Here is a 12,637-nt window from a genome sequence, read left to right as displayed (position 1 = left end):
TATTGTTTTCTCATATCGATTATATCGAATCAAAATATGATAAAAAGTGAAATATTTTTCAGCACACAAAGAATAGTGTACAATTTATAAAAAAGCTTATGGAGGATCGCGATGAACTCTTTACATATGTGGGGCGGGAGGTTTAAAAAGTTTTTTTTAGACAATAAGTTTGTGTTGTTTTTGCTTATCTTGCTGCTTATTGGACTTAACATCTTAGTTTTTATGCAAGCATCGTTTATTTTTACTCCTATTATTGTTCTAATTGAAACCATTGCCTTACCGCTCATATTAACAGGTGTCGTTTATTATTTGTTAAATCCTGTGGTAGATTTTTTAGAAAGAAAAAAAGTGAAAAGGATTTACTCCATTCTTTTACTTTACATCATCATTATCGGTTTGATCACCATTTCAATCGTCTCTGTTATTCCATTACTGCGAGAACAGATTATGAGCCTTGTTGATAATTTTCCAAGATATGTTTATATTGTTGAAGACCAAATTAAACAAATGATCGGTAGCAAGTTTTTTAATCAGGTTCAACAGACATTAAATATAAATTTAACAGATTTAGCCAGTAAATTATCAGATCAAGCAAGTACAATCTTAAATAGTACATTTACAGGTGTGGGAACTTTCATCGGAGCGGTGACAGAAGTTTTTATTTCGATTGTGACAGTTCCTTTTATTTTGTTTTATTTATTAAAAGATGGAAAAAAGCTACCGTTATTTATTTTAAAGTATGTTCCTACACGTTTACGGGAACAGACTTATGAGGTAATGGCAGAAATGAATCACCGTTTAAGTTCCTACATTAGGGGACAAATCATTGTCAGTTTTTGTATCGGCTGCCTCTTGTTCATCGGCTATTTAATTATCGGTCTTAATTATGCCTCTCTTTTAGCACTTGTGGCTGCATGTACGAGCATTGTTCCTTATTTAGGACCGACCATCGCGATTACACCAGCAATCATTATCGCTTTGGTTACATCTCCGTTTATGCTCATTAAACTGATTATTGTTTGGACGGTTGTTCAGCTAATTGAAGGGAAATTTATTTCACCACAAATTATGGGGAAGAATTTGCATATTCATCCGGTTACGATTATATTTGTTTTACTAACATCAGCTAAACTGTTCGGTGTAGTCGGCGTTATTGTTGCGATTCCCGGATACGCTGTCATCAAAGTTGTCGTTACACATGTATTCGAAGCATTTAGACAACGCTCAACCCTGTATCAAAAAACAGATGAAAAACAGGTATGATGTTATTGACATAAACAACCTCTACAACCGATATACATGATAATAGAGGACAAGTCATGAGAAGCGCATAAAACATGCGCTGATAGAAAGGGAAGGACATATGGATATTATTGTTGCAATTATTTTAGGGATTGTGGAAGGATTAACAGAATATGCACCTGTATCTTCGACAGGGCATATGATCATTGTTGATGATCTTTTATTGAAATCGAAGGAGTTGCTCACACCGGAAGCGGCCAATACCTTTAAAGTAGTCATTCAGCTTGGTTCGATACTTGCTGTTGCCATTGTCTTCAAAGATCGAATTCTTAATTTACTTGGTATGAAGAAAAACATCACTGAAACTCAAAAACAAGGAAGTAGATTATCGCTTGCACAAATTGCGGTTGGACTAGTACCGGCAGCGGTTTTAGGATTTTTATTTGAAGACTATATTGATGAAAACCTATTTTCCGTTCGTACTGTTGCGATCGGTTTGATTGCAGGAGCCATCCTCATGCTTGTTGCGGACTGGATCAATAAAAGAAAACAGACAACAGACTCAGTTGACAAGATCACATATAAACAGGCACTGGGAATGGGATTGTTCCAATGCCTTGCACTATGGCCTGGTTTCTCTCGTTCAGGCTCGACGATTTCCGGTGGTGTTATGCTCGGCTTAAACCATAGGGCTTCTGCAGATTTTACCTTTATTATGGCAATCCCGATTATGATGGGAGCAAGCTTTCTTTCATTGCTTAAAAACTGGGAATTCCTTAGCTCAGATCTTTTACCATTTTTCATTGCAGGGTTTATCAGTGCCTTCATTGTCGCCCTGTTTGTCGTTCGTTTCTTCCTTAAATTGATTAATAGAATCAAACTTGTGCCGTTTGCTATTTATCGGATTATTTTAGGAATGATCTTAGTTGTATTTTTTCTGTAAAATGAGGATTTTATAGCCAAATAAACATAACAAAGGCCGATTTCGCGTTTTGAAATCGGTTTTTTATATTATCTTCTATTATTTCCCACTATTAAACAATTGATTAGCTTACTATACTATAAAAGGGGAGGAGATATGAAATGTTTATGATATTCATTGGATTATTGATTGTAAGTTTAATCCCGATTTTATATAAAGCGAATCACAATACAAAAGATGTAAAAGTAAACACGATTTCTGTTGCTCGGACAAATGCCAAAACATTCCCAAAGAAACTTAATATCCTTCATCTATCAGACCTTCATTTAGAGAATATTTCAATTTCACCAGAACAAATTCTTGAACTAGCAAATAAAAAACAAATTGATCTTATTGCCTTAACAGGAGATTTTCTGGATCGAAAAAGAAGTATTCCAAAGCTTGTCAAGTATTTGAAGGCTTTGCAGGAGCTGAAGCCAACATACGGAATGTATGCTGTATTTGGAAACCATGACTATGTACTAAAAGGTACCAACTTTCAAAAACTAAAACATGTTTTAGAGGAAAACGGCTGTGTCACACTTCAAAATCAACATGTCTCTGTACAAATGGAGAATGAGACCCTCAATATTATAGGAATTGATGATTATAGCACGAAACGAAGTCAAGTAGCGAAATCTTATCAAGGTTTAAAGGATGGCTACAATCTCGTCTTGACACATGACCCGAATGTCGTGCTTCATATGAAAGAATATCACTTTGATTACCTTCTGTCAGGACATTTTCATGGCGGACAAATTCATTGGCCGAAGCCTTATCACCTTGTGAAGATGGGAAAGCTTGTGCGAATGAATATGATTAAAGGTCTGCATTATCACCATGACAAACCTTTTTATATTAGTGAAGGTTTAGGCCAGACAGGCGCCAATATCCGTATCGGCAGCCGCCCTGAAGTAACATTCCATCATATTTCATAGTAGAACTGCACCAGGTGCAGTTCTTTTTTTAGTTTTTTGGGTGCAAATAAGAATCAAATAGCTTTTCTTTTGAAATAAATAAATATTGGGAGGGAGGAATGTTGCGAAAGGAAAATGGCCTTGCTGTTAAAAATAAAATTGGTAATTGTGTAATCTTTTTTAAACATTTGTAGAAGCGATTTGAGGGCTGAACGGCTTCGAAACCAAGTCTGTCTACACCTTTATGAAGAGTTGTAATTCCGATAATTCCCTTAATTTGTTCTGCTTTCTGATGGTTACTTACATATTCCGCCAATGTGGGCATTGAAGATAATACTTTTTGGTAAATAAGGACTCCTCTTCTTACTGCACTCTCAATATTTTGAAACTCTCTGATCAATTTAAGGTTGTGAAGATGAATTTTGATGAGAACATCATTCTTTTTAATTGTGGTTCCATCACTTAGCATGACATCGATGCCTTTATATTTTGTTAATCGGACACGGAAGATACTTTTTCGACTACGATCAATAAATGTCAGTCTTGAAAAAAAATAATAAAATGGATCGATCAAATGCCAAATCGTTAGAAAAAACCTTTTCAAAATGTCACCTTCCTTTTATTTCGAAAATACACTCATATTTTGTCTAGGATATTTAAAAAATATAGTTGGTAATCAATTTCATTTTAGAGTGGGGGATGGAGATGGCGACGATTCTGATACTTCCTTTTCTAAGTATTTCAACCGGTCATCATCATGTGGCTGATTCACTGCAAACAGAGTTGATTCAACAATCACACCAATGTGAAAAAATTGATATTTTCTCTCATTACTATCAACGGCTTGAAAAAGTATCATCTGCCGCATATTTAAAATGGATTCAATACTTACCCAAAGTGTATAGCTCTTTATATTCGTGTTTAGCATGTGGGCATCATCAAACGAAAAAACGTCATTTTATGTATGAGTTCATGTTTTTAAATGGGATGAAACAGATTTTAAATGAGAAAAAACCAGATATTGTCTTTTGTACACATGCATTGCCTTCTTATTTGCTTAATCAATTAAAAGCTCAATTCCCAAAAATGAAAGTGGTTAATGTTTACACTGACTTTTTTGTCAATCGAATTTGGGGAAGAGAGCATATTGATTATCATTTTGCACCAAGCTTAGAAATAAAGGAGCAGTTGATCTCTGAGGGAGTGGCTGATCGAAACATCTTTCTCACTGGAATTCCTGTCCACCGCTCTTACAAAATGGATGTCAAAACAGGAGTGAATAGTGAGAAAGCTTATAACATTTTAATCACTGGAGGAAGTATGGGGGTAGGAGGGATTTTTCAACTTATTCAGGAACTTGCCCCCAAAGGACAAATACAATATCAAATATTGTGTGGGAAAAACGAAAAACTTTTTAACTATATCAACCGGTTAAATCATCCATTAATCAATGCCGTTCCCTACATTGAAAATAAGTCAGACATGAATCAATTATACGGAACTGCCTCAGGCATCATCACAAAGCCGGGTGGTGTCACGATCAGCGAAGCAATCGAGAAAAAACTCCCGGTTTTCATTTATCATGCACTGCCAGGCCAAGAAGAAATGAATTTAAGATTATTAAAGAAAAAACACTTGATCATCGAACTGAAAAATCGAATTGAAAAACCGATAGAAGAACAGCTGCTACACTTTTTTCAATCTGAGGATGCATTTAATGGCTACCAAATGCACGTTGAGCAGTATGTGCAGGAAAAGTCTGAAGCCGACGTTGCTAAAGTATTAGCAAATATTATTCATAACGACGGAAAATGAGGGGAAACTCATTGATAAGAAAGGAGAGGAAACAATGTCCGACATTCAAAAGAGATCTGTTATCATGCTGTTGGTTGATTCGCTGATGCATGAGCCCTTACAAGAAGCGATGAAAACAGGACAGGCTCCCGCCATGAAATATCTCCTTGATCATGGTCGTTATGAAGCAGAGGTCGTCAGCCCGTTTCCGACGATGTCAGTGAATGTAGATAGCACACTATTAACAGGCGTTTATTGTGATCGTCATAAAATTCCGGGATTAGTTTGGTTCAATACCGAGGAAAAACGGATCATTAATTATGGAAGCCATATTAGAGAATTGCTAAAACTAGGTATCAAGCAGTCATCACAAGATATTTTCTACCGCTTGAATCAGACTCATTTAAGTAAACAAGTAAAAACGATTCATGAAGAGTTAGCTGATAAAGGGATTGAAACATGTTCAATTAATGCGCTCCTGCATAGAGGCAATCAAGATGGGTATTTACATGTTCCACTCCTATTCTCATGGATTAGCGGATTGAATCAGATGGTCAAGCTCAATGTTCCTAAGCTTTTTTCTTATGGAGGCTTTTCAAAAATCAATCCGCTCAACCGGTCACTGTGGAAGAAATTCGGCTTTAACGATCGATTTTCTGTCAAGGAATTAACCCACCTGATCGATTTGAATAAAATCCCTCCCCTTGCCCTTGTCTATTTTCCCGATCTTGACCAACATGTACATAAACATGGAAGCCATGATGTAAAAGGAGTGGCAAAAGCTGACGGGCATATACAAAAAATATTGAACCGTTTCTCTTCTTGGGAAGAAGCTGTAGCAAATCACATCTGGATCGTTTTAGGGGATAATGGACAGGCATGGATCAGCCAAAATAAAACAGAAGCATTAATAGATTTAAGAGGTCTTCTCGATGGATATCAAATTGTCAAATTAAAAGATGGTGTCACAGCAAATGATCAAATTGTCCTTGCTGTCAACGAAAGAATGGCATTTATTTATTCACTCGATCCTCAAACTTTACCACTTATCAAAATTGCTGAAACTTTGCAAAAAGATGCGCGAATAGACATCATATCTTGGAAAAATGATCATGGTTCAATTGTTGTCAATTCAGGTAAGCAAGCTGGAGAACTTAGATTTAAATCAGGGGGTAACATGGTTGATGAATATGAGCAATCATGGACACTGGAAGGAGATGTCAAACTACTCGATATGACAGTAAACGACAACACCATCACATACGGTGAATACCCGGATGCACTCGCAAGGCTTCACAGTTCATGTTTTTCACATGAAGGGGATTTTTTGATTGTTTCAGCCAAGCCAGGTCACGAATTTATTGGTGAAGGTTCACCAACACACCTTGGTGGTGCAAGCCATGGAGCACTGCATAAACAAGATTCACTGATTCCGATGATCATCACTGGAACCACATCAACTCCAAAACATAACCGATTAATTGATATGAAAGAGTGGATTTTAAATATAGTAGAAAGCGGGGGTTAAAGTGAACGGCCCCGCTGCTTTTTATACTGATTGTTTGCTTTTTTTAAGAATGGCTGTAACGACTGCTAAAACCATTATCATTAAAGAACCGATCTTAATGATTTCTTGAAGTAGAGGGCTTTCAACGATGATATTGGAATGAACACAGAGCGCTAAAATAAATATCGCAATGTGCAATCCGTATTTTTCCATCATAAACAAATTCTCCTTTTTTAACGATCCTCATCCAAAGAACAAGTCGATCACATTACCTGCCTTTGAAGATTGTTTATTGTACAGTTCTGAATAGCCACAGTTTTTACAATAAACGACTAAAAACCGGTTATGTTGAACATCAAACATTTTCGACAATCCGGTACCTGTCGTTGCGATTTCTTTCTGACCAGCTTCTGTACTTCCACATTTTATACAACCCTTCCGTTCGTGCACAGCCAAACATCTCCTTTTTTTAGAAAAAAAGCTATTCGAATCGTAATGAACAGCTTTAACTCATTCATGTTCTAATCATAATAGACAACGGCGTTTCCTGTATAGTTTGTCGCTTGAATCGCATACGTTTTTCCGGCCGTTAATGATTGGATTAAACGCTCTGGAAAAATAGCCATTGACACAAAAGACATCAAGATATTCTTTAACAGGACCAACTACATTATGGTTTACTTTTTCCCGTATTTGATACCGAACCCTTGCCGTTGTTCCTTGTGCTTCTTTAACCAGTGATCCGACAGCACAGTGCTGAATTTATACTGGACAGTATCTAATGTAATTTCTCCGCCGGTAGTTGAAATTGTTTTATTCCACTCCCCGACTGTTTCGATCCCTTTAACATGAATATCAGGTGCTTGCTTGAATGGCTTTGAATGTGTGGACACCTCTGCAGAAACTGAGGTACTGAGTGAAAACGCCAATGCAGAAACAGACAACATTGAAACAACTGTTTTTTGAAGTTTCCTGTTTGCCACTCCTTTATTTATTGTATTCAACTAATAAGTTCAACACAAGTAAATGATTTCCTTTGATCGTTTTATGTCTAACATGTTGAGATTAGATGTCATATCAATAGGTCATGATTCTTTATGCTCACTTGATAGATCGATAGACCTGTTAATCTTTGTTTAGACATCTGGGAAACCATCCATTTCACCTATTTATTCCTTCGGGACCTTTCTGTAACATGAATATGTTCATGTATTTAAACTAAAATTGCTAAATGGAAATCGTTTTCATTGATTTGAAAGGAGCCGCTGCCATGGGATTTTTGGATGCGCTAGATTCACTTGGAAATAGTCTTGGTATTTGTTATACCGATAATGAACGAAAGCGGGATGAGTACGAGGAATTATATGATGATTTAAAAGAACAAAAAGATAAGATGGATAAAAAGTTGTCAGAACTAAAAATACAAAAAGACGGTTATTTAAATAATTGTGACACCTTGCTGTCAGGTAAAAAAAAGCTGGCTGATGCGATTCCTGCATGGGCATTTGAAGCGAAACGCAAGGAAAAGGATCAAGAGCTAAAACTTTTATTAAAACACTTTACCGATCTAGTTGATGATGTTGAAAGTGCTAAAAATCAAGCGAAGCTGAAATGGGAGGAATATAAGCAGGCTGTAAAAGCTGAAAAAGCTGAATAAAGGAGGGCAGTTACACGATGGAAGGTTTCGGATATGGACATTATGGCAATAACGAGAGCCAGGCTGAGACAAAAGTGAACGGTGACAAGGTGCACATTGATCACAGTGAATTGTCAGAGGCCATTAAGCATGCCAAGAAAATCGAAAAAGGCGTGACAGACTCATTAGAAAAAGCAAAGAATTTGAAAACAAAAGTTGAAGATGGGACATGGAGTGGACAGACACGGGATGCGTTTTTATGTTATCTGGAACTGATCGTTCAATTTCACGAAGATATAGATAGCGCAGTGAAAGATCATACATCCGCAGTAAAAGATTTGCATAAGACGATGGTCGACTTTTTAGAAAATCCAGAGATTAACGCTATAAAACGATTATAAATGGAGGGATCGCTATGCCGGTGACAATAGATTCATTGACAGCTGCGGAGCTGTATGCTTTAGGTGGAGCAGCCGGGGTAACCTACCTATTCGGTCTTCCAGAACGGGAGCAGCTTGCCTTAATTGATCCTGACTGTGCCGAAAAAGCAAAGGATGGTTTGATCAAAAAAGGTGTGCTCACTTCGGAAGGGAAAATGACCGATGCCGCATTTCAGTTAGCAGAAGCACTGAAATGTTATCAGAAAAGCAGCGAGTATGCGCGGTTTAATAATGTGATGTGCGCTTTTCTTCCGGATGATGATGAACACATCATTGCAATTACCGAAATTAAAGCAGAAACAGCCTACACAGTTGATTTTTTGGAAAAACGACAAGTATATTTAACGATCATTTCCGCGGTCTCATTTTTATTAAGAGAGCCAAGGGAAAAAGATCAGACGTTTTCATTAAAACGAATGAGCTTGAAAGAACGAGCAGAAGTGTCTGAAATGGATTTAACAAATGAAGAGGTTCTCGCCGTAGAGACATTCAAGCGAGCGCCTGAACATCAACTTACAAATGACGGATTGTACGAATCCGCTCTCTATTTTACAAAAGGAGAAGACTTTGTTGCTGTCGACCCATTACATGATCGGTATGAATGGATCAGCCTCCACATGTTGAACAAACGTCTTTTTGACACATTGAAAATTGTGTATGGCGAAAGGAGGGCACTGAATGACTAGTAACCAAGAAATTAAGGTGCAGTTTCTAGAATTGAATGAGATTTTCAATGAACTTCAGTCAATATGCGAAATTTATGGAAAAGACGTTGTGCCGGCAATTGAAAGCCTTGTGAAAACCAAATATTATAAAGCGGGACAAGCTGATGAAGTGTTTAAAATATACCGGAAAATTCTAGAAAAAACCTTAGAATTGCCGGATAACTATGTCCAGGCCCAAATATTGGTGGGAACAACGATTAATATGATGAAAGAGAAAGATCAAAGACTTGCAAAATACATGAATTTAAAGAAATGAGGCAGATGTTATGGCTAAGGATGTGAAATACGACCCCGCTGACTGGCAAGCGATGAAAACCCACCTGGATCAGTTTACCGGTGGGAGAAATAAAGACTATAGCGGGGCGAGAAAAGATTTCCTAGAGCTAAATGAAATCATGGAAGATATCGAGTCGAGGATTAGTGAACTGGACAGTGACAATTGCATTCATTTTACTCATTTTAGTCAAGAGAACAATATTAATAATTTGTTTGATGATTATGAAAAACTCGCCGATTTTAGTCTGAAAGCTGGCGATTTAGTGGCAAGCAACATTGACAAGCCGTTCTACAATAAGATAGACGCTTTTGCGGATAAAATGAAAGGCCTGTCGATTCATCGTTATACAACAAAAAACCGTTTGAACGCTAAAGAAACGACGACTGTCGGCTATGGTGATCATAAGGATTATGTACAGACAGAAAAAGCGGAAATCAACTATAGTGATATTGTCTCAAATTCACAGCAGTTTACTGAAATTCTGGAAGTAGAGTATAATGAATTTATAAAGAGAAATCCAAATGTTAAACTCAGTCAATCTGACTTTACAAAAGCAGTCGTATCTAAACGCGGTTTTGAATACAAATCGATCAGTGACGTGCAAAAGGAACAAGAAAGCTGGCGGGATTTGCTTATTACAGGAGCCGTTGTCATTGTCTACGCCACTGCAGCGATCCTCTGTCCACCTGCGGCTGGTACGATTCTGACATTAGCATCCGGCACGGCCGGATCGGCCCACATTAGAAGTGCGATCGAAGGAGAAGACTGGGGAACCCATCGTAAACTGGATGATGGTGAAAAGTTTGAAAGATTCACTTATGGTGTACTCGAGTTGGCTCCCACAGCCTTTGCTTTCAAAAACGCTAAATATCTTCAATTCAGCAATGAGCTTTCCGATGTAGAAAAAGCTAAAGACATTGCGGAAGCCATGAATAAAAGCGGTCAACTTTCAAGTTACCGGTTGAATATGGTTGGGAAAGGTGTGGGTGAGGGGACTGAGGGAGTGCTAGGCCCTAAAAAAGTAAAGTATTATAGAGTTCAAAGTGATGGAGAAAGTGGTTCATTTAAAAGATTAATTGTTAATGAAGATGGAAGTATATCTGTTTTAACTAAAAATTCTAGCTTGAATCTAAGCGCAGTTACAGATGAACATGCACAATATTTTCTGAATGAAGTGAGAAAAGGAAATGGATATATTATAGAATTTGAGGTGGATTATTGGTATCATGATATGGTTATGGAAAGTGCAATACCACAATATGGATATAAAAAATCAGTATTTAATCAAGGAAAAACAGCTCCTAAGATAGTTGACCCAACGAAACCAAGACCAAACGCTTCTAGTATATCATTGGAATTTCCACCAATCTGGAATGATTTCTTTGAAGAAGTAGCGCACAATGCTAAAATACTAGAAAAATAGGAGTGATTATATGTATTTAGAACCGTCAGATTATGATAATGTAGTTGTCTTGATTAAATATAATGAAAAATACCAATATTATGTTACAGATAAAGAGTTATGGGTTTTAGACTTAAATAAATTAAAATTAGCATTTCAAATAATGGGGTATCAAATGAATTTGATTGAAGATGAGAGAATGGGATTTGATGTTTTGACAAAAGAACAATATAGTATATATAAAGATAAAATAAAAAGATATGAAGTAAGTTATGATGAATTGAAAGATTATTATCAATTATTTCAATTAATAAAGGAACCACAAGATGATATTAGAGAAATTTTACCTTTATTTTATATTGATTTTGATAAAGAATTATTTTATTCATTTTATACTGAACCTGGTTCTTATGAAGAATACATTCCAGACGGTTGGCAAGGAATCTTAACAGAGGAGTTGGAAAAAATAATACCTAGAAATATGGTGTATTGGAGGGAGTAGCATATGAATAAGGCTTTACAATTGCTAGAGGAAAGTTTTATTGATTCGAAAACAAATGAAGAAGTAATAGGAGTTACTATTGTTATAGATGGTGATGTAAAGAAAATATTTGACAAGATAATAGAGAAAAAAACTCATTATTCAGGGTATATTGAATTAATAATAGATGCTCTGATTAAAGGAGAGAGTAGAAATGAATGATGATACATTTGAGATTATTCAGGATGAATTAATTAATTCTGAAACTGAAGAAAAAGTTATAGGTATAAGAATAATGATTAAAGGAGGATTTAAGAAAAAGCTTGATAGTCAAAAATCTGCTACTTCAACATATGCTAATGAAGTAGGAAGAATGGTGACTAATGGTATTACTAAAATTATTAAAGAAATAAAATAGCTATTAATTCAAAATCACTGCAAAACTTTAAGTTTTAAAACTGCATATAATTATTTTAAATTAAAATATAATAAACTAAGTAAATCAAATAAAAAATGCATAACTTAAATAAGGTAGTGAAAATAATTAAAAAGGTTAATGTTTCAGTAATTGAGCATTAATCTTTTTTTATGCACTAAAATATCTTTAATAATCCAAGATAACTATGATTAAAAACTACTGTAAGATACTGCTATATTATAATTAACAGTTTTTATTCAAATAAGATTTTACACTTTCTGATGGAGTTATGTAGCGGGTAAGGGGCTCTCAAACAGCTCCTTGAATCTCTTAATAGAGTAGCTTTCAGTTTCTAATCAACTTAAACTAAGAAGCAAAGCATTTTGCGAAACCTTATTGAGGAGAAACCTTATTTATATTTTACAGGGTTTTTTATTCAAACTTAAGCCTAACGAATCATTGTACTTGGATTGGCTTGCAGGGAACGAGATATAGGCGAGATGACATTTTACATTGCAGGGGTAGTTGACTTGGAATAACTAACAAACTAACGAGAGCGTACATACTCGCGGTGATAAACAATGGGTAAAACTAATAAGGTAGATTGTTTTTTGGATTTTTACTAGAAACATTCGTATAATACTTGCTATTCGTTAAAAAAAGCCCGCAAAGCGTAAAAGCAGGAATCGGAGAAAGGATTCAGCAAGCCAAAAGGATCAAACAGAAGCAAGTTATACGACAAAAAACCGATTGAACACTAATAAAACGACAGAAAGATTTTGGAACCCACCGTAAGCTGGATGATGGTGAAAAGTTTGAAAGATTCACTTATGGTGT

Annotated in this window: 17 protein-coding genes; 13 read left to right on the top strand and 4 right to left on the bottom strand. The window is 36.0% G+C overall.

Annotated features, from left to right (window positions below; all coding sequences use genetic code 11):
- Nucleotides 1-111 precede the first annotated feature (111 nt).
- From PDT38_RS07530 to PDT38_RS07520, 3 genes are all read left to right on the top strand, one after another.
- Nucleotides 112-1,263, top strand: a complete 1,152-nt coding sequence (locus PDT38_RS07530; protein ID WP_270800259.1) for an AI-2E family transporter — start codon at nucleotides 112-114, stop codon at nucleotides 1,261-1,263.
- A 100-nt stretch (nucleotides 1,264-1,363) separates the two neighbouring features.
- On the top strand, nucleotides 1,364-2,185 hold the full coding sequence (locus tag PDT38_RS07525) for an undecaprenyl-diphosphate phosphatase (protein WP_270800258.1): 822 nt from the start codon (nucleotides 1,364-1,366) through the stop codon (nucleotides 2,183-2,185).
- A gap of 140 nt (nucleotides 2,186-2,325) precedes the next feature.
- The gene (locus PDT38_RS07520) at nucleotides 2,326-3,141 is read left to right on the top strand and encodes a metallophosphoesterase (RefSeq protein WP_270800257.1); all 816 of its coding nucleotides are present in this window, start codon (nucleotides 2,326-2,328) and stop codon (nucleotides 3,139-3,141) included.
- 28 nt (nucleotides 3,142-3,169) lie between these two features.
- On the opposite strand, the gene PDT38_RS07515 is transcribed toward PDT38_RS07520, so the two are convergent.
- Nucleotides 3,170-3,724: a YkoP family protein gene (locus tag PDT38_RS07515; protein WP_270800256.1), complete on the bottom strand. Its 555-nt coding sequence runs from the start codon at nucleotides 3,722-3,724 to the stop codon at nucleotides 3,170-3,172.
- Nucleotides 3,725-3,825: 101 nt separating this feature from the next.
- On the opposite strand from PDT38_RS07515, the gene PDT38_RS07510 reads away from it, so the two are divergent.
- Together PDT38_RS07510 and PDT38_RS07505 are read left to right on the top strand one after the other, a co-directional pair.
- Complete coding sequence (locus PDT38_RS07510; RefSeq protein ID WP_270800255.1) at nucleotides 3,826-4,935, top strand: MGDG synthase family glycosyltransferase; 1,110 nt, start codon at nucleotides 3,826-3,828, stop codon at nucleotides 4,933-4,935.
- A gap of 34 nt (nucleotides 4,936-4,969) precedes the next feature.
- Nucleotides 4,970-6,442 (top strand): alkaline phosphatase family protein, encoded by a 1,473-nt coding sequence (locus PDT38_RS07505; RefSeq protein ID WP_270800254.1) that lies wholly within the window; start codon nucleotides 4,970-4,972, stop codon nucleotides 6,440-6,442.
- 21 nt (nucleotides 6,443-6,463) lie between these two features.
- Here PDT38_RS07505 and PDT38_RS07500 read toward each other — a convergent pair whose 3' ends face one another.
- From PDT38_RS07500 to PDT38_RS07490, 3 genes are all read right to left on the bottom strand, one after another.
- Nucleotides 6,464-6,637, bottom strand: a complete 174-nt coding sequence (locus tag PDT38_RS07500; protein ID WP_270800253.1) for a hypothetical protein — start codon at nucleotides 6,635-6,637, stop codon at nucleotides 6,464-6,466.
- A gap of 27 nt (nucleotides 6,638-6,664) precedes the next feature.
- Nucleotides 6,665-6,871: a zinc ribbon domain-containing protein gene (locus tag PDT38_RS07495; protein WP_270800252.1), complete on the bottom strand. Its 207-nt coding sequence runs from the start codon at nucleotides 6,869-6,871 to the stop codon at nucleotides 6,665-6,667.
- Between the two features lie 227 nt (nucleotides 6,872-7,098).
- Nucleotides 7,099-7,425: a hypothetical protein gene (locus PDT38_RS07490; protein ID WP_270800251.1), complete on the bottom strand. Its 327-nt coding sequence runs from the start codon at nucleotides 7,423-7,425 to the stop codon at nucleotides 7,099-7,101.
- A gap of 266 nt (nucleotides 7,426-7,691) precedes the next feature.
- On the opposite strand from PDT38_RS07490, the gene PDT38_RS07485 reads away from it, so the two are divergent.
- From PDT38_RS07485 to PDT38_RS07450, 8 genes are read left to right on the top strand one after another with little or no spacing between them, the layout of a single operon-like run.
- Nucleotides 7,692-8,078, top strand: coding sequence for a hypothetical protein (locus PDT38_RS07485; RefSeq protein ID WP_270800250.1), 387 nt, complete (start codon nucleotides 7,692-7,694; stop codon nucleotides 8,076-8,078).
- Nucleotides 8,079-8,095: 17 nt separating this feature from the next.
- Nucleotides 8,096-8,458 (top strand): WXG100 family type VII secretion target, encoded by a 363-nt coding sequence (locus PDT38_RS07480; protein ID WP_270800249.1) that lies wholly within the window; start codon nucleotides 8,096-8,098, stop codon nucleotides 8,456-8,458.
- A gap of 14 nt (nucleotides 8,459-8,472) precedes the next feature.
- Nucleotides 8,473-9,183 carry a DUF5081 family protein gene (locus tag PDT38_RS07475; RefSeq protein WP_270800248.1) on the top strand — a complete coding sequence of 237 codons (711 nt, stop codon included), beginning with the start codon at nucleotides 8,473-8,475 and terminating at the stop codon, nucleotides 9,181-9,183.
- Nucleotides 9,176-9,478 carry a hypothetical protein gene (locus PDT38_RS07470; RefSeq protein ID WP_270800247.1) on the top strand — a complete coding sequence of 101 codons (303 nt, stop codon included), beginning with the start codon at nucleotides 9,176-9,178 and terminating at the stop codon, nucleotides 9,476-9,478. The genes PDT38_RS07475 and PDT38_RS07470 overlap by 8 nt, the downstream gene beginning before the upstream one ends.
- A 10-nt stretch (nucleotides 9,479-9,488) precedes the next feature.
- The gene (locus tag PDT38_RS07465) at nucleotides 9,489-10,922 is read left to right on the top strand and encodes a hypothetical protein (protein WP_270800246.1); all 1,434 of its coding nucleotides are present in this window, start codon (nucleotides 9,489-9,491) and stop codon (nucleotides 10,920-10,922) included.
- Nucleotides 10,923-10,932: 10 nt separating this feature from the next.
- Entirely contained in the window at nucleotides 10,933-11,403 is a 471-nt protein-coding gene (locus PDT38_RS07460; protein WP_270800245.1) for a hypothetical protein, read from the top strand.
- A 3-nt stretch (nucleotides 11,404-11,406) separates the two neighbouring features.
- Nucleotides 11,407-11,604: a hypothetical protein gene (locus PDT38_RS07455; RefSeq protein WP_270800244.1), complete on the top strand. Its 198-nt coding sequence runs from the start codon at nucleotides 11,407-11,409 to the stop codon at nucleotides 11,602-11,604.
- Nucleotides 11,597-11,800 carry a hypothetical protein gene (locus PDT38_RS07450; protein WP_270800243.1) on the top strand — a complete coding sequence of 68 codons (204 nt, stop codon included), beginning with the start codon at nucleotides 11,597-11,599 and terminating at the stop codon, nucleotides 11,798-11,800. The genes PDT38_RS07455 and PDT38_RS07450 overlap by 8 nt, the downstream gene beginning before the upstream one ends.
- Nucleotides 11,801-12,637: the final 837 nt, after the last annotated feature.

The sequence above is a fragment of the Bacillus changyiensis genome (genome assembly GCF_027706145.1).
Classification (GTDB): domain Bacteria; phylum Bacillota; class Bacilli; order Bacillales; family Bacillaceae; genus Bacillus; species Bacillus changyiensis.
This window is presented reverse-complemented; position numbering and strand designations above follow the sequence as displayed.

Excerpts from the sequence above, each read along its gene's own strand:
- PDT38_RS07460 (WP_270800245.1), top strand. The coding sequence starts at position 10,933 with ATGTATTTAGAACCGTCAGATTATGATAATGTAGTTGTCTTGATTAAA.
- PDT38_RS07485 (WP_270800250.1), top strand. The coding sequence starts at position 7,692 with ATGGGATTTTTGGATGCGCTAGATTCACTTGGAAATAGTCTTGGTATT.
- PDT38_RS07450 (WP_270800243.1), top strand. The coding sequence starts at position 11,597 with ATGAATGATGATACATTTGAGATTATTCAGGATGAATTAATTAATTCT.
- PDT38_RS07465 (WP_270800246.1), top strand. The coding sequence starts at position 9,489 with ATGGCTAAGGATGTGAAATACGACCCCGCTGACTGGCAAGCGATGAAA.
- PDT38_RS07500 (WP_270800253.1), bottom strand. The coding sequence starts at position 6,637 with ATGATGGAAAAATACGGATTGCACATTGCGATATTTATTTTAGCGCTC.
- PDT38_RS07530 (WP_270800259.1), top strand. The coding sequence starts at position 112 with ATGAACTCTTTACATATGTGGGGCGGGAGGTTTAAAAAGTTTTTTTTA.
- PDT38_RS07455 (WP_270800244.1), top strand. The coding sequence starts at position 11,407 with ATGAATAAGGCTTTACAATTGCTAGAGGAAAGTTTTATTGATTCGAAA.
- PDT38_RS07470 (WP_270800247.1), top strand. The coding sequence starts at position 9,176 with ATGACTAGTAACCAAGAAATTAAGGTGCAGTTTCTAGAATTGAATGAG.
- PDT38_RS07475 (WP_270800248.1), top strand. The coding sequence starts at position 8,473 with ATGCCGGTGACAATAGATTCATTGACAGCTGCGGAGCTGTATGCTTTA.
- PDT38_RS07505 (WP_270800254.1), top strand. The coding sequence starts at position 4,970 with ATGTCCGACATTCAAAAGAGATCTGTTATCATGCTGTTGGTTGATTCG.
- PDT38_RS07520 (WP_270800257.1), top strand. The coding sequence starts at position 2,326 with ATGTTTATGATATTCATTGGATTATTGATTGTAAGTTTAATCCCGATT.
- PDT38_RS07510 (WP_270800255.1), top strand. The coding sequence starts at position 3,826 with ATGGCGACGATTCTGATACTTCCTTTTCTAAGTATTTCAACCGGTCAT.
- PDT38_RS07480 (WP_270800249.1), top strand. The coding sequence starts at position 8,096 with ATGGAAGGTTTCGGATATGGACATTATGGCAATAACGAGAGCCAGGCT.
- PDT38_RS07525 (WP_270800258.1), top strand. The coding sequence starts at position 1,364 with ATGGATATTATTGTTGCAATTATTTTAGGGATTGTGGAAGGATTAACA.